Origin of the sequence: Pseudomonas cichorii (assembly GCF_015471405.1) — a bacterium.
GTDB lineage: Bacteria > Pseudomonadota > Gammaproteobacteria > Pseudomonadales > Pseudomonadaceae > Aquipseudomonas > Aquipseudomonas serbiensis.
In genome coordinates this window covers 100,457-123,089 of sequence record NZ_BLVZ01000010.1, presented here as the reverse complement: position 1 = coordinate 123,089, position 22,633 = coordinate 100,457, and the positions used below count along the sequence as shown (strand labels likewise).

Sequence of the window (22,633 nt, the reverse complement as noted above, 5' to 3'; positions counted from 1 at the left end):
GGTCGCCGGTTCCTTCGGACCCGGCCGCACAATGCAAAAGCCCGGCTAAACAGCTTCGGGCTCAGTCTTGACTCACTATGGAGGCAGTGTGAAGGCATTGCAAGGCGTTGAAGCATATGTCCCAGGCCTGAAGCCATCAGGTTCGGTGATGAATGCAGAGTACGTTCGTATCCGGATGGCTGCGCCTGTCACGGCACACGATGCAATACATGAGCCTCTGGGGGCTTGACGGGCATTGGAGCCAAGTAGAGTTGATTCAGCCAGCATTCAGCTTTTGCTCAACCCATACGCTTTGAAAGCGGGGTCAGGCGGGTCAGGTATATGCCATCAAAGCCCCGCCTGACTATGGTCGCAGTCCGCCCCGGAATTCATCTGCAATTGCAATGCTGCGTCAGAGGTTCAGGGGCGGATGCAGGCTCAAGGGAACCATGCCGTCCAGCTCAGGTTATCCAGAAGTACTGTGCCTTGCTGCTGGCCCAGATATACCCTGCAAGAATGGCACGCCTGGCCCAGGTGAATTTCCTGGGAAACGATCCCGGTGCCAGATTGTAGTGGTGCATCAACGATAGTCTTTTCATCAATGTCGTAAAAGGAGATGTGATCCCGGGTGGGATCCGCGCCAACATGAGACAGCTTCAGGGTCTTGATTAAACCGGAAAAGCTGAGCATGAACTGGTTGTCTCCTGTGGCCTCCAGGGTACGGTTACCGAGGGTTGGATGAACTGTGCTGACGTTTACAATCGAAAGTGACCTTATATGGATGAAAAGAGTCATGTCATCCGAGCAGTGCACTGTTTTATTGATCGCTAAGTGCTGGGTGGGGAAACTTTCCCAGTTTTCAAAACCGCTTACCGGGTAGTAATGGACAATGGTCAGGTTTTCGACTGGAAACGGCGTCCGGGTCAGCCCTCCATCGAACGATACTTCCATGATCAATCGCATGTAGGTGTGGTGCTTGAGTTTTTGCAGTTCACTCAAGGCTACTTGGGTGCTTTGGGCCGTATCGCTGGTGATCGCGAAGTCCTGCCAGACCGGGTGATCCCACTTACAGGCCGAGCCATCGCGGGCGGTGCCTTCAAAACGCAGCCAGACACGCTGACCTGTTGCGATGAGGGGCCAGGCCTCGACGGTCAGGTCGGCATCACCGTTTAACGGGTTGATGTACAGTAACTTGCCCGGGTACGTGGCTTGTGTGATTTTCGGTGTCGGCAGAGACGAGCCGGGTAGTGCCTGTACCGTCAGAGACAGCGGATCCGATTCCAGCTCGTTCGTGCCACGGGTCACGACATAGGTGACCTCCACTGTTCTACCCAAAGCGGAGGTAATGGCTGAGGGCGTAACAGTAAACTCGACACTCTTGGCCTGGTTGCCGGACAGGGAAACAGGGTTGGTAGCATCCTCGTTGCCGTCCCAGCGTACGCGGATACTATCGGTTTCAAGCATGCCAGGGTAAGCCACCACGAGGGTTGCACCTGCCACGGCCTGGAGTGGGTCCAGCACCCCATCCGGCGCTTCGCTCACCGTCGGAGCGGGTGTTACTAGAATATCGACAGCGGTGAACGCGGCGAGCGAATAGCCCGACCAGTTGCTTACCCGGTCGCGGATCTCGTAATAGACCGTCAGATTGTCACTGTTGCCAGCAGCCGCCTGTAACGCGACGCTCACGATGATGGTTTGCGGTTTGCCCGCCTGGTCCGCAGGCAGCGGTGGGTTCTCGACGAAGAATTCGTTGCTCGCCCAGAACAGGCGGAGGACGTCGCCTTCCTGCATGTTGTCCCAGGCAGCGACGGTCAGTGGCCGGTCGGTTGGCACCTCGATATTCGAGGGCAGGTTTTCTACAGGTGCCAGAGTGTCATTGATGTAGGGCGTGTGGTTATCCGTATCAAGGCCACCGGGCACGCTGCGTTTGGCCCGTACCTGGCGCACCGGAGAATCCCCGGGTGTACCGCCCGCAGCGGGCGTGATCCGGTAGAACACCTCGCAAACTTCCGGCTCATCGGGAATGTCCTGAGGCAGCGCCGAAAAGTCGATGGAGGCCCGATCAGGGTTTGCGAGCAGGCTCTGGATGACCTTGCCGTTCCACCACAATTCGATGAGGTCGCCTTTGGCCGTACCGACTGGCGTGAACGCAAACAGCGCTACGCCTTTTTGCGGATCCTTGAGTTGGACCCAACCCAACCCATCGTTTCCGCCGAGGTCGATTGACGGGATCTGCAGAGCGGGCAATTGCCCGGGTTGTTGGCTGAGTGAGGTAAAGGATGTATTCATGAATGGCTCCTGCTATGTCATGACTTCCTTGAAGGTGGGTACACCGCAGCGATACCCGCCGATTGAGTAGCGGGCTGGAGATGGGAGCAGGCCGTGGCGATGCAATCGAACGTCGTGTGTTTCAGATGAGTGCTGGCCATGGCTTGAATCCTCCAAAATCCTTTCCGGAGTCCTGCGATGCGACAGTGTCGGGGGAGTATTTAACCGATGAATCTGCATGTCACTGTCAGAAATGACAGTGCCGGACAGTCGGGCAGATTAAAGGTCGCCCGTTCGTGGACACGGTCGCATAATGCAAAAGCCCGGGGTGGCTGCCTTGGGCTCAGTTCTGACTCACGACGGAGGCACTGTGAAGGCATTACAAGGCGTTGAAGGACATGTGGAATGGGTCGAAGAGCCAAGTCCGGCTCTTGATGTGGGGCAGGTTCGTATCAAAGTGGCCGCTGCGGGCCTGAATCGGGCCGATTTGTTGCAGCGTGCCGGGCTGTATCCGCCACCGCCAGGCGTTAGCTCGGTTCTGGGGCTTGAGTGCTCGGGTGTGATCGACGAAGTCGGGCCGGGCACTTCCTGGCAGGTCGGAGACCGCGTCTGCGCGTTGTTGGCGGGCGGTGCCATGGCTGAAGAGGTGGTGGTCGACGCGCGTCATGTGCTGCCCGTGCCCGAGGGGCTGTCGCTGCATGAAGCCGCCGCGATCCCGGAAGTCTATGCCACGGCATGGCTGAATCTGTTTCAACTGGCAGGCCTGAAGCCTGGTGAAAAAGTCTTGCTGCACGCCGGAGCAAGTGGCGTCGGTTCTGCTGGCATTCAGCTCTGCAAGGCGTTTGGCAGCCCGGTATGGGTCAGCGTCGGCTCCACCGAGCGTCTGGCGTATTGTGTCGAACTGGGTGCCCAGGGTGGTGTCGTGCGCAGCGACAGTCTGGAAAGCCTGAGTGACTTCGCCCCCTTCGATGTAATCCTCGACCCGGTCGGCGCCAATTACGCGGCCCTGAACGTCAAGCTGCTGGGGCTCGATGGTCGCTGGGTGCTGATTGGCTTGATGGGTGGGCGCGAGGCTCAACTGGACCTGGCTCAAGTATTGGGCAAGCGTATCCAGTTGCTCGGTTCGACCTTGCGCAGCCGTGACGAGCAGTTCAAGGCGGACCTGCTCAGTGACCTGGGCCAGCACGTCTGGCCGCTATTCACTGAAGGACGCCTCAAGCCGCAACTGGCCAGGGCCTTCCCGATCAAGGACGCCGAAGCCGCATTTGCTGAGCTGGCGACCAACCAGGTGTCGGGCAAGATTGTGCTGGTGATCGACGAGAGCCTCGTTTAGCGCCATTTCCGTAGGAGCGAATTCATTCGCGAAGGGCCTTCGCGAATGAGCGGAGCGCCGCCCGATTCGCTCCTACGGAAATGCGTTTTAATTCATGATGTTGAATTACGTCCAGGCATGCACCGGCCAGCCAGCCTTTTCGGCATGCTCGCGTAACACGGCATCCGGGTTGACCACATGGGGATAGTCAACCTTGAGCAGCAGCGGCAGGTCATTGCGGGAGTCGGAGTAGAAGCTGGCACCTTCGAGGTTTTCACCTTCGGCGTCCAGCCAGTCCATCAGGCGGGTGATCTTGCCTTCGCGGTAGGTCAGCACGCCGACTGTTGCACCGCTGTAGACACCGTTCTGCACATCCAGATCGATCCCCAGTACTTCATCGATGCCCAGACGCTCGGCAATGGGTTTGACCAGGTGTACGCCAGACGCAGAGATCACCAGAATGCGGTCGCCTTTGGCCCGATGCTGCGCGATGCATTTGCAGGCGTCGCTGTAGATGATGGGTTCAATGATGTCTTCCACCCAGGGGCCGACCAGATGATCGACTTCCTCTGGTGTACGGCCAGCCATGGGTTCCAGGCTGAACGCCATGTAATCTTCCATGGCCAGTTTGCCCGCGCTATAGGCGGCCATCAGTTCATTGTTGCGTTGCATGAACGACTCGGGATCGACCCAGCCCAGGCGGCCCATCTGCTCGCTCCACAAGCTGGCGCAGTCGCCACCGATCAGGGTTTCGTCCAGATCGAAAATTGCTAAAGGCATGCGTGCCTCCTTGGATTGTTGTTCGGTAGTGGGTAGGGCGTGGGCGCGGCAGCTTCAAGTTACAAGCTTCAAGCTGCAAGTGAAGAGCACGCAAAACTGCTTGAGCTTGCCGCTTGCGGCTTACAACTTGCCGCTGCCCCTAACCCACCTCACATAACGCCGAAAGTTCTATCTTGAGGCTCACTCGTCGCCCATCGGGGTGTAGATCTTCTGCGCTGCGGTTGAGTACGTCGACCACCAGTTCCACGTCTCGTGCCTGGACACGATAGCGGATCACGTTACCCAGCAGGCTGTGACTGAGAACTTCGCCTTCCAGTGCGCCGGTCACGCTGAGCTGGATGGCTTCGGGGCGGATCGCGACGCGGCTGTTGATCGGGCGTTGCATCAGGCGGGAGGCGTCATCGGGTTCCAGCAGGTTGTAGTTGCCGATGAAGCCCGCTGCAAAGACGTCTGCCGGCGCGGTGTAGAGGGTTTCGGCATCGCCGCTCTGGACGATTCGACCCTGGTTCATCAGGAAAATGCGGTCTGACATGGTCAGCGCTTCTTCCTGGTCGTGGGTGACGAAGATCGTGGTCAGGCCCAGTTCGCGCTGGATGGCGCGTATCTGTTCGCGCAGATGTTTGCGAATCCGTGCATCCAGCGCCGACAGCGGCTCGTCGAGCAGCAGCAGGCGAGGGCGAGTGACCAGCGAGCGGGCCAGAGCGACGCGCTGGCACTGGCCGCCGGACATCTGGTGCGGGTAACGGCTGGCCAGGTCGGTCAGCTCGACCAGCTTCAGCACTTCGGCGACCCGCTTGTGAGTGTCGTCGGCGTTGACCTTCTGGATGCGCAGGCCGAACGCTACGTTCTGCTCCACAGTCATGTTGGGAAACAGCGCATAGCTCTGGAACACCATGCCGATATTGCGCTTTTGCGGAGTAAGCGGCACCAGGTCCTGACCATCGAGCAGGATGCTACCGCTGTTCACTGACGTCAGCCCGGCGATGCAGCGCAGCAACGTTGACTTGCCGCAGCCCGACGGGCCGAGCAGGGTCACGAATTCACCGCGTTCGATCGTGCAGTTGATGTCGCTGAACACCGCTGTGCTTGCGTAGCTTTTCTGCAGGTTTTCGATACTGACAAAACTCATATCAGTCTTTGTCCTTGTTCAGTCGGTTGGCGGCCCAGGTCAGCACCAGCACGAAGAGGAAATAAGAGATCACCAGCGCACTGTTGAAGTGCCCGCTGCTGTTGCGCATGTTGTTGAGGTACACCTGCAGGGTTTCATAGCGGGTCCCGACCAGCAGGTTGGCGAACACGAACTCGCCGAACAGGAAGGAGAACGACAGCAGCAACGCCACCAGCAAGCCTTTGCGCAGGTTGGGCAGCACCACCATGAAAGCCGCCTGCCAGGTATTGGCGCCCAGCAGTTGGGCGGCGTCCATCAGGTCGGTGAGGTTGATCGCCTGCAGGTTGTTGCTGATGGCCCGATACATGAACGGCAGTGCGACGGTGAAGTAGCAGCCAATCAGAATCCAGGGCGTGCCGACCATGGCAAACGGCCCGGAGCCATAGAGTTGCAGCAAGCCCACGGACGAGGCCACGGGCGGTACTGCGAAAGGCAACAGGATCAGGATGTTCATCAGCGCATCGAGGCGTGGGAAGTGGTAATGCACCACGAACAGCAGTGGCAGGATCAACACCACGGACAGAATCAGGGCGCCCACACAGACCAGCAGCGACTGACCGAACGCAGTGAGAAAGCGCGGGTCGCTCCACAGTGCGATGTACCACTTGAAGGTCAGGCCGCTGGGCAGAATGCTCGCCGACCAACTGGTGGACAGTGAATACAGCAGCGTGCCAGCCAGTGGCAGCAACAGGATCAGGAACAGGACATACACCACGAAGCGGTGGTAGATCCCGGCGGGACCTCTTTCAGCGCGAGACATGGTAGCTCCTCTTCAGCAACCATTGATGAACGACAGTGACCAGCGTCATCAGGCCGACCAGAATCATTGCCAGGGCACTGGCCATGTTCGGATCAAGGCTGATATCCCCGGAAACCATGGCTGCGATGCGGATGGGCAGCACGTTGAAGTTGCCGGTGGTCAAGGCGTAAACGGTGGCATAAGCCCCCAAGGCATTGGCCAGCAGAATCACGAAGGTCCCCAGCAGCGCAGGTGCCAGGACCGGCAGGCCGATATGGCGCCAGTACTGGAAGCTGCTGGCACCGAGCAAGGCCGAGGACTCGCGCCAGTCTTCGCGCAAGGCATCGAAGGCCGGGTAAAGCAGCAATACGCCCAGCGGGATCTGGAAATAGGTGTAGAGAATGATCAGGCCAGTCTTGGAATACAGGTTGAAGTCTTCAATGATCCCGGCCTTCTTGAGCATCAACGTCACGGCCCCGTTGAAGCCCAGCAGGATGATGAATGCAAAGGCCAGCGGCACACCAGAGAAGTTGCTGGTCATGTTGGCGAAGGAGTTGACGAAATCCCGTAGCCGCGAATCCACGTTGCGCAGCGAGTGGCTGCCCAGTACCGCGATCACGATGCCGAACAGGCTGGACCAGAAACTGATTTCCAGGCTGAACTGAATGGCCTGGCGATAGAAGCGGGAATTGAATGCCTTGGCGAAGTTGTCAAACCCCCAGCCTGTTTCGGAGTGCAGGCTGTTGATCGCAACCCAGGCCAGCGGCGCAATTTGAAACACGATGAAGAACAGGGCAAACGGCAGCAGGCATAGCAGCCCGAGCCATTTACCACGATTGTTGGTAGTCAATTGAGGATCTCCCGGCATACCGGTTTGTCGTGGGGCACGCCGAGCAGTTCGCAGACAGTGCCGCATAGCTCGGTTTGTCTGGGGGCTGCCTGGGCATCGAGGCTGAATGCATCGCCCAGCACGAACAGCGGTACTTCACGTTCTTCGGGGAGTAGCCCGTTATGTGATCGATCGTTGTTCATGCCGTGATCGGCGGTGACCAGTACCTGATAACCGGCATCGAGCCAGCGTTGCAGGTAATCGGCAATCAGGATGTCGGCGCTGCGTGCGCTGTTACGGTATTGGGGGCTGTCGAGGCCGTGCTTGTGCCCGGCGTCGTCGATATTCATGGGGTGGATCAACAGCAGATTCGGTGCGTGCCTGACTCGCAGGCTTTCGGCGTCGGCAAACAGGTGCGAATCGGGGTAATGGTCGGCGTAGTAAAAGTGCCCGTGCTGGATCGGCAGCGCCGGATCGTCGGTGTGACGGTCGCGGGCGGCGTCGAAGGGCGTGCGATTATACAGTTCGCTGACCCAGTGATAGGCCGCCGCTGCCGTGGTGAGCCCGGCATCGGTGGCGTAGTGGAACATGCTGCGCTGGTTGGACAGGCGTGAAACCTGGTTGTGCACAATGCCGCTTTCCAGGGGGGTGACCCCGGTCAGAATGCATTCGTACAAAGGGCGCGACAGCGCCGGCAACTCGGATTCAAGCTTGTACAGCACGGCCCGTCCTGCACTGCTGTAAGCCTGGAGATGACCCATCGCATGCCTTGCCACTTCGTAGTTGAGGCCATCGAGCACGATGAGGATGACATTGTGTTTCATGAGCGGGTCGCTCCAACTGCAATCGATACAAGGGCGTTACAGGTAAGGGCGAGCAGGCATGCTGGCTCGCCCTTGGCCTTGATCAGTTCATTTCGACGATGACCTGCTCGTTCCACATCTGAGGCAGCTTCTTGGACGTCGCTTCCCACGCCGCTGCGCTTTTGATCGGGGTGACGCCTTTGTACTGCTCGTTTGGCAGCAGCTTGGCCTGGACCTCGGCGGGCAGGGTAAGGTGCTCGGCACGAATCGGACGTGCGTTGCCTTTTGCCAGGTTGATCTGGCCTGCGTCGCTGAAGATGTACTCACGCGCCAGTTTGGCCGCGTTCGGGTGTTTGGCGTATTTGTTGATGATGGTGGTGTAGCCGGAAATCACCGAACCATCGGACGGGATCAATACCACGTAATCGTCCGGGTTGGTCATCTTGGCCTTGTAGCTCAGGCCGTTGAAGTCCCAGACGATGCCGACTTCGACTTCACCTTTCTCCATGCTCTGGATATTCGGATTATTGAGTGCCAGGCGTTTCTGCTTGGCCAGTTCGGTGAACAGTTGCAGGCCTGGAGCAACGTTGCTCTCGTCGCCTTTCATGGCGATGGAGGCCGCCAGCACGCCGTTGGCCGCCTGGGCTGCGGTGCTCACGTCACCGATAGTGACCTTGTATTTGCCGCTCTTGAGGTCAGACCATTTGGTCGGGACTTCAGAACCATGCAACAGCTTCTTGTTGACGATGAAGGCGATGGTGCCGGTATAGGCCAGTGCCCAGTGACCTTCCTTGTCCTTGGCCCAGTCCGGGACTTGTTCCCAGGTGCTTGGCTTGTAAGGCTGGGTAACGCCCTTGGCGACAGCGATCGGGCCGAAGGCTGCACCCACGTCACCGATATCGGCGCTGGCGTTGTCTTTTTCCGCATCGAACTTGGCCACTTCCTGAGCCGAACTCATGTCGGTGTCCATGTGCTTGAGGCCGTATTTGCTTTCGAGGTCGGCCCAGGTGGCTTTCCAGTTAGCCCAGTCATCCGGCATGCCGACGCTATTGATCGCGCCTTCGGTCCTGGCTGCGGCTTCCAGCGTCTTGAGGTCTGTGTCCGCTGCCATGGCCGAGGTGCTCAAGGCAATGGCGGAACCGAGGAGTGATGCCAACAATAGGTGTTTCATTCAAATCTCCTTTTGCACTTCCTTTCGGAAGCGTTCTTTGCGGATAGTTTGGTCTAGATCAGCAATACCTGAGCCAAGTTAGGCTTCTTGCATGACATTTTTGTGTCGAGAGTTGTTTTCTGTTCTATGGTCAGAGCATGTGTGCTGCGTTGCGAGCTAAGCGTAGACCATCTTGAATAGCTTGCTTCCCAAGGGATTTCAGGGTGTTCAAGCGACCATTGGCATGGATCGTGATGCGATTTGTCACATGATGGTCATATAGGCGACCTAGGCTTGAAAACACTTTCAATGGGGGGCTCAAGTCTTGAATCGTGCCCTTTAATGGAGCTGGTCTAGTCCAGGCAGGTATCTCAATGCGCGAAGATGTACCACGAGCGGTAACAACTATTTGCAACGCCTTGCAGGAGCAGATCGAGCACGGTTTGTTACCGTCCGGTAGCAAGCTGCCTGCCGAGCGCAAGCTCAGTGAGGTATTTGATACGACTCGTATCACCCTGCGTGAAGCCCTGGTGCAACTGGAGGCTCAGGGGCTGATCTATCGCGAGGAGCGACGCGGCTGGTTTGTCTCGCCTCCGCGTCTGGCCTATGACCTGATCCGTCGCAGCCACTTTCATGCGATGGTCCAGGCACAAGGGCGCGTGGCTGAAACCCAGATCATTTCAGCGCGATTGCAACCGGCTTCAGCGAAAATCTGTGAAAAACTCCAGTTGCCAGCGCTTTCCAGCGTGATCCAGATCTGCCGGGCGCGGCGCATCGACCAGCGTCTGGTGCTGTATGTCGAGCATTACCTGAACCCTGAGTATTTCCCCGGCATCCTCGATTGCGATCTCAGCCAGTCGCTTACCGAGTTGTACGCCAGCCGTTATGACCTGTGCTATGGCCAGGTGCATTTCGAGATTGTGCCTACGGCGCTGCATGCCGATGCCTGCGCGGCGCTCAAGGTTTCAGTGGGCAGCCCGGGTTTGTGCATTGCGCGGGTCAACTACGATCAGCGCGGTCGCCTGATCGATTGCGACCTGGAATATTGGCGGCACGACGCGATTCATGTCAGTGCGGTGGCGGGGGATTTTCTGTCAAGCCTGCCCACTCTCGGCGAGGCTCAAGTGAGTGCCTAGCCTCATGATCAGGTCAGCTTTTCGAGAATCTTGAAGCCGACCGTGCCGATCACGAAGACCATGCCGATCCAGATCATGAACACGCCAGCACCCCGATCCCGGTAACTGAAGCCGACGCTGAGCAACAGCATCCCGATCACGGTAATCATCAGCATTGAATGGAACGGATCCATGGCCCTGTACCTCACTGACTCGGCACCTATGAGTCTAGATGGGTTTGGGGCTGGCGTTTTGATGTAGCGCAATGCGCGAGTGAACGGGCCGGGCTGCGAACCGCTCACTCGCGAAGACGGGGAGTTACGGCAACTCGTGGCTGGCGTAAAACGCACTGAGCACTTTCACCAGATGCGACAGGTCATGACTGCCGGCCAGTTCGCGGATCGAATGCATGGCAAAGGTCGGCAAACCGATATCCACGGTGCGAATGCCCAGATGGCTGGCTGTGATCGGGCCGATGGTCGAGCCGCAGGCCATGTCGCTGCGCACCACAAAGCTTTGCACCGGTACTTCTTCGGCCATGCACAGGTGGCGGAAGAACCCTGCGGTTTCGCTGTTGGTGGCGTAGCGCTGGTTGCTGTTGACCTTGATGACCGGCCCGGCATTGAGTTTCGGGCCATGGTTGGCGTCGTGCTTTTCGGCGTAGTTGGGGTGAACGCCATGGGCGTTGTCCGCCGAGATCAGCAGCGACTTCTGGATGGTGCGCACATAGTCTTCGCCGTTGGGCAGCAGACGCTGGATGATCTGCTCCAGCATCGGGCCGTCTGCGCCGCAGGTCGATGAAGAACCGACTTCTTCGTGATCGGTACACACCAGCAGAGCGGTTTCATCGGTGTCGCTGTTGAGCAGCGCTTGCAAGCCTGCGAAGCAGGACAGCAGATTGTCCAGACGGGCACCGGCAATGAAGTCGCCATTGAGGCCGACCACGGCTGCGCTCTGGGTGTCGTAGAAACTCAACTCGTAATCGAGCACCACATCGGCGTTCAGGTCGTGCTCGCGGGCCAGTTGCTCGGTGAGCAGGGCGCGGAAGTCGGCGCGTTCGTCACCGGCTACTTGGGCCAGGATCGGCGGCAGTTCGTTCTGGGCATTGATCGCCCAGCCTTCATTGGCCGTACGATTGAGGTGGATGGCCAGGTTGGGAATGATCGCGATGGGCAACTTGAAATCGATCAACTGGCTTTCGACCTTGCCGTCGCGACGGAAGGTGACACGCCCGGCCAGCGACAGGTCACGGTCGAACCAGGGCGCCAGCAGCGCGCCGCCGTAGACTTCCACGCCCAGTTGCCAGAAACCCTGACGCTGTAGTTCCGGCTGCGGTTTGACCCGCAGGCACGGGCTGTCGGTATGGGCGCCGACCATGCGAATCCCGCCGGTCAGTGGCGAATGACGGCCCATTCTGAAGGCGACGATAGAGGAGTCGTTGCGGGTGACGTAATAACGCCCGCCGGTTTCGACAGCCCAGGTTTCACGCTCGTCCAGACGCTGGAAACCGGCCGCTTCGAGGTGATTTACAAGGGTTGCAGTGGCGTGGAACGGGGTGGGGGAGGCCTTGAGAAAGTCGATCAGGCCTTTGTTCAGCTCTTCGCGCATAAGTAGCTCCAGACAGCAGTGGCGCGAGTTTACCGTATTGGCCTCAGTCGTGCTTTTTCGCGAATGCATTCGCTACGCGGGCGTAGCAGCGAATTCATTCGCGAACACATCAAAACGGTGCCGCACACTCGAACTTCAACCGCTCACCACTGACCGGATGGGTGAAGCTCAGCATGCTGGCGTGCAGGCACAGGCGTGGATAGGCCGCCAATGCCTCGGGATGGGCATACAAGCCATCACCCAGCAGTGGATGCCCGATGGACAGCATATGCACCCGCAATTGATGCGAGCGTCCGGTGATCGGGGTGAGTTCCACGCGGCAGTGAGTGTCGTAGCGCTCCACGATCTTCCAGAAGGTCAGCGCATGCTTCCCGGACTCATGATCCACCACATGCCGGGGTTTGGTCGGCGGGTCGTAGCGCAGAGGCAGGTCAATGCTGCCGCTGTCCAGCGTCGGCTGACCCCAGCACAGGGCGGTGTAGGCCTTTTCTGTTTCGCGGTCATGGAACTGGCGAGACAGTTCGCGATGGGTATCGGCGTCGCGGGCAAGCAGGATGATGCCGGAGGTTTCCCAGTCCAGTCGGTGAACGATACGGGCTTCGGGATAGCCGTTTTCCTGCAGGCGGGTAATCAGGCAGTCCTTGTTGTCGTCGGCGCGACCTGGGACTGAAAGCAGCAATGTGGGTTTATCGATGACCAGAACGGCGGCGTCCTGATGGATGATGCGGATGTTCGACAACGGCATGCAACGGCCTCGAAACGCTGTAAACGCCAACGGCGGCATGGACGGCACTCCGAGGAAAGTGTCGCTCATGCCGCCGTGGGCAACCGCCGGATCAGCGATCTGGCAGGGTGATGTTGAGTTCCAGAATCGAACAGCTGCCCTGGTTTTCCAGAGCGACCTGTACCTGATCGGACTCGATGTTGACGTATTTGCGGATCACTTCCACCAGTTCTTTCTGCAGGGCAGGAAGATAGTCAGGCGTAGGAGTGCTTCGCTGGCCGCGTTCGTGCGCCACGATGATCTGTAGACGCTCTTTCGCTACCGAGGCCGTGCTTTCTTTTTTGCGGTCACGAAAGAAGTCAAAAATATTCATTTAGCGGCCTCCAAAAAGACGCTCAAACCATCCTTTCTTCTGCACATCGACGAAACGATGAGCAACGTCCTTGCCCAGCAAACGATCGACCGCATCGCTGTACGCCTGACCGGCGTCGCTCTGGTCGTCGAGAATGACCGGGATACCCTGGTTGGAAGCCTTCAGGACTGCCTGAGACTCTGGAATCACGCCCAGCAGGCGGATCGAGAGGATTTCCTCGACGTCTTCGACGCCCAGCATTTCACCCTTGGTGACGCGCTCCGGATTGTAGCGGGTCAGCAGCAGGTGTTCCTTGATCGGGTCTTCGTTGCGCTCTGCGCGACGGGACTTGCTGGCCAGCAGGCCCAGCATGCGGTCCGAGTCACGTACCGAAGACACTTCCGGGTTGGTCACGACAATCGCTTCATCAGCGAAGTACATGGCCAGGTGAGCACCTTTTTCGATACCGGCCGGGGAGTCGCAGATCACGAACTCGAAGTTTTCCTTGAGTTCGTCGAGGATCTTCTCGACGCCTTCGACGGTCAGCGCATCCTTGTCGCGGGTCTGGCTTGCCGCAAGCACGTAGAGGTTTTCAAGGCGCTTGTCTTTGATCAGGGCCTGGGTGAGTGTCGCTTCGTTGTTGACGACGTTGACGAAGTCGTACACCACGCGGCGCTCGCAACCCATGATCAGGTCCAGGTTACGCAAGCCGACGTCGAAATCGACGATCACTGTTTTATGGCCACGCAGAGCGAGGCCTGTGCCGATGGCGGCGCTGGTGGTGGTCTTGCCCACACCACCCTTGCCGGATGTAACCACGAGAATCTTGGCCAAGGTGTATCACCCCTAGAGGAAAAGGACAGTTAGTCCCTGAAGAGCATCCCTTGAAGCGACGTTAATCGAAGAATGATGGAAATCACGGAAGCTCGGCCATGAAAGATAGCTCTACGCTACTGCTTTCGGTTGATGCAACAGTCGAGAAACAGGTGTTTCTCAGGATTTCCTACAACCTTTACTACGTTTTCGCGACGAGTCAGAGATGCTTTGAAAATTGCGGCAGTATCCGTTAAAGACGAATGATGTTCAACACGTCGCCGGACAGGCTGACTTGTACCGGAGCCCCCCAGAGAGGGTCCCTGCGCAAGTCCTCGGAAACCTTGTATTGCCCGGCGATTGAAATCAGTTCGGCGCCCAGTTGCTGGCAAAAGATCCGTGCCTTGGTGTCGCCCTTGATGCCTGCCAGTGCCCTGCCGCGCATCGGGCCGTAAACATGGATGTTGCCATCGGCCAGAAGTTCCGCACCGGGGCTGACCGGAGCCACGACAACCAGATCGCCACCCTGGGCATAAATCTGCTGTCCGCCGCGCACTGGAGCGGTTATCACGCGCGTTGGCTTGACGGTTGGCTCGGGCGGTTTCTCGGGAATCTTTTTCGGTGCCTCTGCTTCGACAGGCTCCAGCACACGTTCCCGGGCGCCGGATGGCGGCAGCACGGGAAGATCGACGGCGATGGCGGCGGCAATGTCTTCGATGCGGTTGGCCCGTATCGCCAGGGTGCGCAGGCCATGCTGACGGCAGACGCGCATCAGACCGGGCAGATCCACGTTCCCTTCATTGGGCGAGAGTTTGTCCAGTGCCAGGATCAGCGGTGTATTGCTGAAAAAGTTGGGGGCCTGGGCAACCTTGGCCGCCAATTGACGGTCCAGGGCGTCGAGGTTGTTCCGGGCCAGCTCCATGACGGTGATGGCAAGCATGCTGCCTTTGAGCTGAAACACTGGGTCCGGGTTTTGCGATTCGATCTGGCTCATGGTCGGGATACACAACAGCTTGTCGCTAAAAGTGCCGAGACTTATAACGAGAACGCCCTCGGGCCGCAAGCCGGGTCGAACCGATGTAGAATGCGCAGCCTTTGTCCTGACGGAAGCTTAAATGGATCGCCCGCGTTTTAAAGCCAGTTTTCTTCACCCCCGTTTCTGGCCGTTATGGCTGGGGTTGGGGCTCTTGTGGCTGATTGTCCAGTTACCGTTTCGAGTACTGCTGGTGATCGGTCGGCTGCTGGGCGCGGCGATGTATTGCGTGGCCACTGATCGAAAATATATCGCCTCGCGTAATCTGGAGCTGTGTTTCCCGCATTTGTCTGCTGCCCAGCGCAAGCAGTTGCTCAAGGAAAACTTCGCTTCGACCGGCATTGCCTTCTTCGAGATGGCCATGAGCTGGTGGTGGTCCAGGCGTCGCCTGGCCGGGCTTGCCCGCATCGAAGGGCTGGAGCATTTGCAGCGTGCGCAACAGCAGGGGGAAGGGGTGATTCTCATGGCCCTGCACTTCACCACCCTGGAGGTTGGTGCAGCGTTATTGGGCCAGCAGCACACCATCGATGGCATGTACCGCGAGCACAAGAACCCGTTGTTCGATTTCGTCCAGCGTCGCGGTCGTGAGCGGCATAACCTCGACTCCCTGGCTGTCGAGCGCGAAGACGTGCGTGGCATGCTCAAGCTGCTGCGTGCCGGCCGTGCGATCTGGTATGCACCGGATCAGGATTATGGCGCCAAGCAGAGCGTATTCGTGCCGCTGTTCGGCATTCAGGCTGCGACAGTGACGGCGACCAGCAAGTTTGCCAAGCTGGGCCGTGCTCAGGTCGTGCCCTTCACCCAGCAGCGGCTGGCGGACGGTAGCGGTTACAGGCTGGTGATTCATCCGCCGCTGCAGGATTTCCCCGGTCAGAGCGATGAAGAGGATTGCCTGCGAATAAATCAGTGGATTGAAATTGCCATCACTGAATGTCCGGAGCAATATCTCTGGGCGCACCGACGTTTTAAAAGTCGACCGGAGGGCGAACCGAAGCTATACAAAAAAACATAAATAAAAAGAATGGTTGTTCACTGAGGTTCGTTGTAGATGCCAGAACGTGCAGTAGTGACAAATGCAGTGAACGAGAAAGAGTCGGTTACCGGTTTGATTCTGTCTGGAGGTGGCGCCCGTGCCGCCTATCAGGTCGGTGTACTGGCGGGGATTGCCGACCTCCTGCCCGCAGGGGCGGCCAACCCGTTTCCCGTGATTGTCGGCACCTCGGCCGGCGCTATCAATGCGGTGAAACTGGCCAGTGGCGCGCTGCACTTTCGCATCGCCATCCGCCAGTTGACCGAGTTCTGGCAGGCGTTTCGCAGCCATCAGGTACTGCGCAGCGACTGGCCCGGCGTCATTCGTCAGGCGGGGCGTTTTTTCGGACGCAGCCTGACCGGGCTGGGCCGCGACATTCCTGTCGCGCTGCTCAACAGTTCTCCCTTGCGTGACTTGCTCAGTGACCGGCTGGACCTGTCAGGTATCGATGCGGCCATCGACAGCAATCATCTGCGGGCTGTGGCGGTCACGGCCTTTGGCTACGAGTCCGGGCAAGCGGTGACCTTCTATCAGGGCGGAGGCACCATCGAGCCCTGGTTGCGCCATCGGCGCATTGGCCTGCCGACTCAATTGACCGTGGATCATTTGCTGGCAAGCTCGGCGATTCCGCTGCTGTTCGAGCCCGTAAAGATCGATCATGAATATTTCGGCGATGGCGCGGTGCGGCAGTCGGCACCCATCAGCCCGGCATTGCATCTGGGGGCCAACCGGGTGCTGGTGGTGGGCGTCAGTGGCAATCCTCGCGGTGTACAGCCCAATAAACAGATCCATCGGGCTACCAGTGGTATTCAGCCGAGTCTGGCGCAAATCAGTGGCCATATGCTCAACAGCACCTTCATCGACAATCTGGAAAGCGATATTGAATTGCTTGAACGTTTGAACCTGATGAGTTCGTTGCTGGCCGATGAACAGGCCAGACGGCAACCTGGCATGGCTCCCGTGGAGGTGCTGGTGATTTCCCCGAGCCAGCCACTGGATGAAATCGCTGCCCGCCACCGCCACGAACTGCCACCGGCCCTGCGCACTTTCCTGCGCGGCCCTGGTGCGACCAAGACCAGCGGTGCCAGCGTATTGAGCTATCTGCTGTTCGAGGCGGGGTATTGCAGCGAACTGATCGACCTCGGTCGTCGCGATGCCATGGCCCAGCGGGACGAGTTGAAACGGTTCTTGCGGTTGGAGTAATCGTTTTTAAGGCATACCAGTCACTTGTGGGAGGGGCCTTGGCCGCGACGACTTGCTTACAGGCAACACATTTTCAGCGCCTGAATGAAGTCGCGGCCAAGGCCCCTCCCACGGAGCATGACCTGACTGATCGGAATTACCATCTAAGCGAATTCATTCGCGATGCTTCTTGCTGTCAGGCCGTCAAGCCGTCAAGCGGTCATCCCTGAAATCCCGCAAGGCCTGTTCGATCTCTTCGCGGGTATTCATCACGAATGGCCCGTATTGCACCACAGGCTCACGCAACGGCTTGCCGGCAATCAACAGCACTCGCGCACCGCTTGAGCTGTTGATCTGCAACTCACCTTCATCGGCCAGCCGCACCAGACGGCTTGCACCAACGGCCTGCGGGCAACCTTCAACTTCGATACTGCCTTCATACACATAGAGCAACGCCCGATGTCCTTCGGGAATGCGCGGGCTGATGCTGCTGCCTGCGGGCAGATGAAAGTCGAAGTACTGCGGCTCGGTATCCGGCCGCTGTACGGCGCCATCCTGTTGAACCTGCCCATCGTCAAACCGGCCTGCAATGACCACCACCTCAACACCGGCTTCGGTGGTCAGGCGGGGAATGTCTTGCGGCTGGATGTCCTGATAACTGGCGTCCATCAACTTGTTCTTGCCCGGCAGATTCAGCCACAACTGAAAGCCGCGCATCACACCTTCTTCCTGCTCCGGCATCTCACTGTGAATGATGCCGCGTGCCGCCGTCATCCACTGCACGCCGCCGCTCTGCAACAGGCCGACATTGCCCATGTGATCTTCATGGCGCATGCGGCCTTCGAGCATATAAGTCACGGTTTCAAAGCCGCGATGCGGATGAGGCGGAAACCCGGCGATATAGTCGTCCGGCTTGTCCGAACCAAACTCATCGAGCATCAGGAACGGATCGAACTGCTCGACACCCTGGCCGCCAAACACCCGCGTCAGGCGCACACCGGCCCCGTCTGAAGTCGGCTGGCCAGCTTGGATCGACAGCACTTTACGAAATTGAGCCATGAAAAGGGCACTCCTGGTCAGTTGGCAATGGCGACCATGGTATGCCTGTTTGATCGATGGATGGGTTTGAATTTCCCAGCTTAACTATCGGTTTTGTTGATTGGTCTGACGAATATTTGTATCGGCTATTTTAAAGCTTTGTATCAAACCGCCGACAACGCCGCGTAGGACTCTGACTCGCCAAACGATCGGAGTGCGACACGCATTCACGGTGGAATGCAAGCTGAGCAGGGCTGCTGCTGAAGTAAATCGACGGACCACAGGCTTTGAACCGGAATTTTCAGAAAACGCTATTGGCACTGATCGTGAGTGCCTGTGCTTGCCAGACTTTTGCGCTGGATTACGACGTCAGTCAGGGGCGTAATGCGCTGAACAATCAGACCTTGAGTGGCGGGTTCAACCTGATTGGTCAGGTTTCGCTGCAATCGTCCGCGAATGAAAGCGTCTTTCAGTTCAGGCGCTCTGCACTGAGCGGTTCGTTCATCAACGCCGCGGACATTACCATCGATACAGGTGGTTTTGCTGTCAGGGCGCTGGAGTTCGGCGCAATGTTCGATCCTGTCACCGCTGGCGTCAATAACGGTCCCGGTGGCGGCGGTTCGATTGACGGTGATCTGCGCAACGAGGGCTCTATCACGCTCCAGCGAGCCGATAGGGGCGCAGGCATCGATATCAGTAACATCAGTGTCACAGGTTCTGTCGTCAATGCCGGCAAGGTCCTGGTCGTTGAAGACAGCGCATCAAGCCTGTTCCGCGGAGCAGAAGGCATTTACCTGCATGGCTCACAAATCGCCGGTGACTTTATCAACTCGGGCTCCATTGAAATGCACGGTGAGGATGCTATTGGCCTGATCTTTGATTGGCATGGTTCTGCAATGTTGAGCGTGGGAGGGAAACTGCTTAACTCGGGTTCCATCCTGGCCGTGGGTGACAACTCCATCGGTATGGATCTAGAGGCCCCATCAACGCCGCTGCACGTCGAAAACAGCGGTTCGATCATTGCTCGGGGTAATGCTTCCGAAGGTGTCGCCTTGTGGGATGGCACGCTCGATGTCCTGCACAACAGCGGTCGTATCAGCGCCTCCGGGGACAATAATGCACACGCCATCATGGTCCAAGGTACCGATTTCACGACCACCAATGCTTCCGGTTCAAGAGGCATCGTAAACACCGGAACCATTACCTCCCAAGGTGATGCGATTGTGGTGACGAGAGATGCCTTGCCCGTCGGTTTTGAAATCAATCAGAAAGCAGGGCTGATCGCCAGTGATTCCGGTGCTGCTATCCGTGGGCGTAACCTGGCCACGCTGAACTGGAGCGGCGGCGAGATTCGCGGTGACCTGCTTAGAATGGCGGCGGTGAATGTTCAGGGCCAGGCGGCTTTCACGGGGACGACCATCGACAGCGATGTTGTTGTCCAGCGGGGCGGCTCCCTGAACCTGGATCGTGCCGGCAGCGCCATTACCGGCAATCTGCAACTTGCCAATCAGGGCGCGCTGGATATGCGGCTGTCCGATAGCACTGTAAATACCACGCCTTATCTGAGCGTTGCAGGTGCCGCGAGTTTTGCATCGGGTTCGCGTATCACCCTGAGTGCCAACCCCGGTGATTTCAACCCGACCGCTGAGGGCAAGACTTACGCCTTGCTGTCCGCGGCCAGTGTGCAGAACAGCGGTTTGACCGTGAGTAGCGTATCCACCTTGCTCGATGTTGCCAGCTATAGCGTTGATGCCGATTCGGTTGAGGCCGTGGTCAGGCTCAAGTCCGACCAGCAAGTGAGTCAGGAGTTGGGCAGCGCAGGCAGCGATCAACGTACACAAGGCCTGATCAACCGCTTCAAGAACAACGTGATTGGCCAGCTCGACAGTAATGACCGGGTATTCCAGTCGTTCGCCAACGCCAGCACCGCTCAAGAACTGGATGAGCTTGGCAAGCGGTTATCACCCGATGTCAGTCGTGGTGGAGTGGACGCAGCTTTGGCCGGGCAGGGAGCCAGCAGTTCGGCAATCGATACCCGTATGACGGGCTTGCGCAGTGGGCTTTCCTCAGGCGATGAAGTGGCTGAGAACGGCGTGTGGATGCAGGTGTTGAACAGCAATATGGATCAGGACAGCCGTGGCGGTGTGGAAGGCTACTCGGCCAATGCCAGCGGTGTGGCTGTGGGGATTGATGGTCGTCTTGCTTCCGGTGCTACTCTGGGTTTTGCCTATTCCTATGTGAATGCCAACTCGACCTCCGACATTGGTTACAAGACCGATGTGCAGGGCAATGCGCTGTCGCTGTACGGAAGCTGGGAGAAGGGCAACTGGTTTACTCAAGGCAGCGTTTCCTATGGCCGCAATGATAACGACAGCCGCCGCAATGTGGCGGGCACGCTGGCCAAAGGCAACTTCGACAGTGACGTACTGAGCATCAATACGCTTGTTGGCTATGGCTTGCGGTTCAGCGACCAACTGTTGATCGAACCGCGTGTGGCGGCTCGTTATTCCAAGGTGCAGGTCGACGGGTACACCGAGCGAGGCTCATCCGCAGCGTTGCGCAACAGTGACCAGCGCTTTGAAACCGGAGAGATCGGGGCCGGTTTACGGGTTGCCAGCGAAGCACCTTTGCTTGGTGGCACGCTCACGCCTGAACTGACACTGATGACCTATCACAACCTGATCGGTGACCGTATCAGCCAGACGTCGGCATTTGCTCAGGGCGGTTCGAGTTTCGTGGTCACGGGGGCAAAATCGGCTCGCGACAGTTACGAAGGTTCTGTTGGCGTGAGTTATGCCATCAGCGCACTGACTCTGGGTACCAGCTACACCTATCAGGGCCGCTCGGGCTACGACGCTGAAACCCTGATGTTCAAGGCGCGCTATGCATTCTGATATTCGCGTTCGGGTAGGAGCAGAGCAGCCTTTGCGGTGTGTTGAAGGCTGCTCTGCTCAATCCGGTCTTACGGACTAATGCTGGTCAGTCAGGCCATAAATCACTTTGTTGGAGTCAGCTTGCTGGCGAATTCAGCGTACAAACGCAGAATATCTGCCGTTTTTCAGGCCTTTGTCGCCAGCAAGCTGCCTCCCACAAGTTTTGTTGTGCCTTGACTGATCGGCATCAGCCTTACTGACACTGAATCGGGCGGGAAAGCATTTGTCCATCAACGGCCTCCATGAGCGTTGCATGGGAACCTGGCAGGCTGATGACTTCACTGCAATCAGGCCGGGTTCTGGCGAGAAAGCCTGTCAGCAGTACGGGCGGCACAACGGTATCGGTTGTTCCAGTGAAGTGCCGTTGCGCAATCTTTTTGAGTCGCAGGCTGTTTTCCAGCGGATCCAGCGAGCCCTTCAAAGGCGAAAGCTGATGCAGTGCGACCCAGGCGTGAGGATCGACATTTCCGGCGATGGTCTGGATCTGCGAAATGTCGTCTCGCTCCTCAGCGATCAGCAACGCGACCGCAGCCCCTCCCGAATAGCCTATCAACTCGATTGACGAGGCGTTGTAGCGAGTTTTCAGGCGGTCGATCACATCGTTGAACGCTTCAATGACGCGACGGCTGAACCTTGCATCTGTCCACACCTCACTGACACACGCCTTGGACATCACGAACTGGCAGGGCCTGGCAACGTAGACGCCGGCGTGATCCGGGTCCAGAGCCAGGCGAGCCATGTCCGGTTGCCGTGGCGAAGGGTCAAGGCTTGGCTGGCTGCCCGTTGCCCAGGCGCGGCCATCCCCTTCAATGAAAATGCTCAATCGGCCACCTTTGGGTAGAGATCGAGGTGTAACGATTTGCAGCGCAAAGGTGCGGGTTTCAACCACGCTGGCTTCTGCGTCCTTGGCTTGAGCCCATGAATAGAGGTTTTCCTGTTGGCTGGCGCAGCCTGACAAGGTCAAGCTGATTGCCAGAGCCGTTACCCTGATTAACTGCTGCATGGCGCTTCAACGCAAAAGAAAAGGAAGCGATCCTGCGCCTGAATGGAGGCGAAGTCGAGGGCGGTTCTTGCCTGGCTTTTGACCCGCAATTTTCAACCCGGACAGGTTGAACTGGTGGGAGCTGGCTATGGAACATTGCTTATGACCGCACGCTGTCGGGGCTTAACCCCCTGATCTTCTTCCTGCTCCGGCACCGTCCGAAGAATGGAGCATCTTGGTTCTGTTGATTTTTCCTACGGATGTTTCGGAGGGTGACTGCATCCCTATTTTTTTAAATCGCTAGATTGGTCGCCGCCAGGAAGGGGCGTGCTCAGTCATTGACTGGGTATGCCAATACAGCCATCAAGAAGAGAAGCAGGAATGAATCATCTGTATAACGTGTTTGCAAAAACATTCGATTTCAGTGGCCGGGCGTCAAGGATGGAGTTATTCGTCTTCGCCCTGCTTTGTAGCGTGCTGCTCGCGGTGGCATTGGTGATTGATCACAGTACCGACTGGCTTTATCCGGAGACAGGTATAGGGGGCACGACCGTTCTCCTGTCATTGGCCATGTTCATGACCAATCTCTCTTTGACCGTCAGAAGGCTGCACGACATCAATCTCAGCGGCTGGTGCGTGCTGGTTGGCCTTATTCCAATCCTGGGCCCGCTGGCCCAGATATCCTTGCTGTTTTTGCCAGGCACCGACGGTGCGAACGACTACGGTCCGGCACCTCGTTGAAGTTTGACGGTGTCATGAAAAACGCCCGACCCGGTAACCCGGGCCGGGCGTTTT

At 58.1% G+C, this 22,633-nt stretch carries 21 protein-coding genes; 6 read left to right on the top strand and 15 right to left on the bottom strand.

The genetic code is table 11. The features are described from left to right. Positions 1-417 precede the first annotated feature (417 nt). Positions 418-2,268: a hypothetical protein gene (locus tag JL015_RS17135; RefSeq protein WP_201019305.1), complete on the bottom strand. Its 1,851-nt coding sequence runs from the start codon at positions 2,266-2,268 to the stop codon at positions 418-420. 349 nt (positions 2,269-2,617) lie between these two features. Here JL015_RS17135 and JL015_RS17130 point away from each other — a divergent pair, with 349 nt between their 5' ends. Then, complete coding sequence (locus JL015_RS17130; protein WP_201019304.1) at positions 2,618-3,580, top strand: NAD(P)H-quinone oxidoreductase; 963 nt, start codon at positions 2,618-2,620, stop codon at positions 3,578-3,580. A 105-nt stretch (positions 3,581-3,685) separates the two neighbouring features. On the opposite strand, the gene JL015_RS17125 is transcribed toward JL015_RS17130, so the two are convergent. The 6 genes from JL015_RS17125 to JL015_RS17100 form a co-directional block, all read right to left on the bottom strand. Beyond that, positions 3,686-4,339: an HAD family hydrolase gene (locus JL015_RS17125; protein WP_201019303.1), complete on the bottom strand. Its 654-nt coding sequence runs from the start codon at positions 4,337-4,339 to the stop codon at positions 3,686-3,688. 139 nt (positions 4,340-4,478) lie between these two features. Next, on the bottom strand, positions 4,479-5,468 hold the full coding sequence (locus tag JL015_RS17120) for an ABC transporter ATP-binding protein (protein WP_201019302.1): 990 nt from the start codon (positions 5,466-5,468) through the stop codon (positions 4,479-4,481). 1 nt (position 5,469) lies between these two features. Continuing rightward, positions 5,470-6,267, bottom strand: a complete 798-nt coding sequence (locus JL015_RS17115) for an ABC transporter permease (protein ID WP_201019301.1) — start codon at positions 6,265-6,267, stop codon at positions 5,470-5,472. After that, positions 6,254-7,114: an ABC transporter permease gene (locus JL015_RS17110; RefSeq protein ID WP_200999806.1), complete on the bottom strand. Its 861-nt coding sequence runs from the start codon at positions 7,112-7,114 to the stop codon at positions 6,254-6,256. The genes JL015_RS17115 and JL015_RS17110 overlap by 14 nt, the downstream gene beginning before the upstream one ends. After that, positions 7,093-7,899: an alkaline phosphatase family protein gene (locus JL015_RS17105; RefSeq protein WP_201019300.1), complete on the bottom strand. Its 807-nt coding sequence runs from the start codon at positions 7,897-7,899 to the stop codon at positions 7,093-7,095. Before JL015_RS17105 ends, JL015_RS17110 begins: the two co-directional genes overlap by 22 nt. An 82-nt stretch (positions 7,900-7,981) precedes the next feature. Then, the gene (locus JL015_RS17100) at positions 7,982-9,049 is read right to left on the bottom strand and encodes an ABC transporter substrate-binding protein (RefSeq protein ID WP_201019299.1); all 1,068 of its coding nucleotides are present in this window, start codon (positions 9,047-9,049) and stop codon (positions 7,982-7,984) included. Between the two features lie 353 nt (positions 9,050-9,402). On the opposite strand from JL015_RS17100, the gene JL015_RS17095 reads away from it, so the two are divergent. Further along, positions 9,403-10,164 (top strand): UTRA domain-containing protein, encoded by a 762-nt coding sequence (locus JL015_RS17095; RefSeq protein ID WP_201019298.1) that lies wholly within the window; start codon positions 9,403-9,405, stop codon positions 10,162-10,164. Positions 10,165-10,172: 8 nt separating this feature from the next. Here JL015_RS17095 and JL015_RS17090 read toward each other — a convergent pair whose 3' ends face one another. The 6 genes from JL015_RS17090 to minC form a co-directional block, all read right to left on the bottom strand. After that, the gene (locus tag JL015_RS17090) at positions 10,173-10,337 is read right to left on the bottom strand and encodes a hypothetical protein (protein WP_200999802.1); all 165 of its coding nucleotides are present in this window, start codon (positions 10,335-10,337) and stop codon (positions 10,173-10,175) included. Between the two features lie 124 nt (positions 10,338-10,461). Next, positions 10,462-11,751: a M18 family aminopeptidase gene (locus JL015_RS17085; protein WP_200999801.1), complete on the bottom strand. Its 1,290-nt coding sequence runs from the start codon at positions 11,749-11,751 to the stop codon at positions 10,462-10,464. Between the two features lie 109 nt (positions 11,752-11,860). After that, positions 11,861-12,496, bottom strand: coding sequence for an RluA family pseudouridine synthase (locus JL015_RS17080; protein WP_117164164.1), 636 nt, complete (start codon positions 12,494-12,496; stop codon positions 11,861-11,863). 91 nt (positions 12,497-12,587) lie between these two features. Continuing rightward, positions 12,588-12,848: a cell division topological specificity factor MinE gene (gene minE, locus JL015_RS17075; RefSeq protein ID WP_025261136.1), complete on the bottom strand. Its 261-nt coding sequence runs from the start codon at positions 12,846-12,848 to the stop codon at positions 12,588-12,590. After that, positions 12,849-13,661: a septum site-determining protein MinD gene (gene minD, locus JL015_RS17070; protein WP_200999800.1), complete on the bottom strand. Its 813-nt coding sequence runs from the start codon at positions 13,659-13,661 to the stop codon at positions 12,849-12,851. It lies immediately after the preceding gene. A 232-nt stretch (positions 13,662-13,893) separates the two neighbouring features. Further along, positions 13,894-14,634, bottom strand: a complete 741-nt coding sequence (gene minC, locus JL015_RS17065; RefSeq protein ID WP_201019297.1) for a septum site-determining protein MinC — start codon at positions 14,632-14,634, stop codon at positions 13,894-13,896. A gap of 121 nt (positions 14,635-14,755) precedes the next feature. Between minC and JL015_RS17060 the strand changes: the two genes are divergently transcribed. Beyond that, complete coding sequence (locus tag JL015_RS17060) at positions 14,756-15,685, top strand: lipid A biosynthesis lauroyl acyltransferase (protein WP_200999798.1); 930 nt, start codon at positions 14,756-14,758, stop codon at positions 15,683-15,685. Between the two features lie 36 nt (positions 15,686-15,721). Then, a complete protein-coding gene (locus tag JL015_RS17055; protein WP_200999797.1) occupies positions 15,722-16,906 on the top strand; it encodes a patatin-like phospholipase family protein in 1,185 nt (394 codons plus the stop codon). 183 nt (positions 16,907-17,089) lie between these two features. Here the strand turns inward: JL015_RS17055 and JL015_RS17050 are convergent, their stop codons facing one another. Next, positions 17,090-17,944 carry a pirin family protein gene (locus JL015_RS17050; protein WP_201019296.1) on the bottom strand — a complete coding sequence of 285 codons (855 nt, stop codon included), beginning with the start codon at positions 17,942-17,944 and terminating at the stop codon, positions 17,090-17,092. 266 nt (positions 17,945-18,210) lie between these two features. Between JL015_RS17050 and JL015_RS17045 the strand changes: the two genes are divergently transcribed. Next, on the top strand, positions 18,211-20,817 hold the full coding sequence (locus JL015_RS17045; RefSeq protein ID WP_201019295.1) for an autotransporter family protein: 2,607 nt from the start codon (positions 18,211-18,213) through the stop codon (positions 20,815-20,817). A gap of 232 nt (positions 20,818-21,049) precedes the next feature. Here the strand turns inward: JL015_RS17045 and JL015_RS17040 are convergent, their stop codons facing one another. Then, a complete protein-coding gene (locus JL015_RS17040) occupies positions 21,050-21,859 on the bottom strand; it encodes an alpha/beta hydrolase (protein ID WP_201019294.1) in 810 nt (269 codons plus the stop codon). Between the two features lie 360 nt (positions 21,860-22,219). On the opposite strand from JL015_RS17040, the gene JL015_RS17035 reads away from it, so the two are divergent. Then, on the top strand, positions 22,220-22,579 hold the full coding sequence (locus JL015_RS17035) for a DUF805 domain-containing protein (RefSeq protein WP_201019293.1): 360 nt from the start codon (positions 22,220-22,222) through the stop codon (positions 22,577-22,579). The last annotated feature ends 54 nt before the right edge of the window (positions 22,580-22,633 follow it).

Coding starts and splice junctions, on each gene's coding strand:
- JL015_RS17135 (WP_201019305.1), bottom strand. CDS start 2,268: ATGAATACATCCTTTACCTCACTCAGCCAACAACCCGGGCAATTGCCC.
- JL015_RS17125 (WP_201019303.1), bottom strand. CDS start 4,339: ATGCCTTTAGCAATTTTCGATCTGGACGAAACCCTGATCGGTGGCGAC.
- JL015_RS17120 (WP_201019302.1), bottom strand. CDS start 5,468: ATGAGTTTTGTCAGTATCGAAAACCTGCAGAAAAGCTACGCAAGCACA.
- JL015_RS17115 (WP_201019301.1), bottom strand. CDS start 6,267: ATGTCTCGCGCTGAAAGAGGTCCCGCCGGGATCTACCACCGCTTCGTG.
- JL015_RS17110 (WP_200999806.1), bottom strand. CDS start 7,114: ATGCCGGGAGATCCTCAATTGACTACCAACAATCGTGGTAAATGGCTC.
- JL015_RS17105 (WP_201019300.1), bottom strand. CDS start 7,899: ATGAAACACAATGTCATCCTCATCGTGCTCGATGGCCTCAACTACGAA.
- JL015_RS17100 (WP_201019299.1), bottom strand. CDS start 9,049: ATGAAACACCTATTGTTGGCATCACTCCTCGGTTCCGCCATTGCCTTG.
- JL015_RS17095 (WP_201019298.1), top strand. CDS start 9,403: ATGCGCGAAGATGTACCACGAGCGGTAACAACTATTTGCAACGCCTTG.
- JL015_RS17090 (WP_200999802.1), bottom strand. CDS start 10,337: ATGGATCCGTTCCATTCAATGCTGATGATTACCGTGATCGGGATGCTG.
- JL015_RS17085 (WP_200999801.1), bottom strand. CDS start 11,751: ATGCGCGAAGAGCTGAACAAAGGCCTGATCGACTTTCTCAAGGCCTCC.
- JL015_RS17080 (WP_117164164.1), bottom strand. CDS start 12,496: ATGCCGTTGTCGAACATCCGCATCATCCATCAGGACGCCGCCGTTCTG.
- minE (WP_025261136.1), bottom strand. CDS start 12,848: ATGAATATTTTTGACTTCTTTCGTGACCGCAAAAAAGAAAGCACGGCC.
- minC (WP_201019297.1), bottom strand. CDS start 14,634: ATGAGCCAGATCGAATCGCAAAACCCGGACCCAGTGTTTCAGCTCAAA.
- JL015_RS17060 (WP_200999798.1), top strand. CDS start 14,756: ATGGATCGCCCGCGTTTTAAAGCCAGTTTTCTTCACCCCCGTTTCTGG.
- JL015_RS17055 (WP_200999797.1), top strand. CDS start 15,722: ATGCCAGAACGTGCAGTAGTGACAAATGCAGTGAACGAGAAAGAGTCG.
- JL015_RS17050 (WP_201019296.1), bottom strand. CDS start 17,944: ATGGCTCAATTTCGTAAAGTGCTGTCGATCCAAGCTGGCCAGCCGACT.
- JL015_RS17040 (WP_201019294.1), bottom strand. CDS start 21,859: ATGCAGCAGTTAATCAGGGTAACGGCTCTGGCAATCAGCTTGACCTTG.
- JL015_RS17035 (WP_201019293.1), top strand. CDS start 22,220: ATGAATCATCTGTATAACGTGTTTGCAAAAACATTCGATTTCAGTGGC.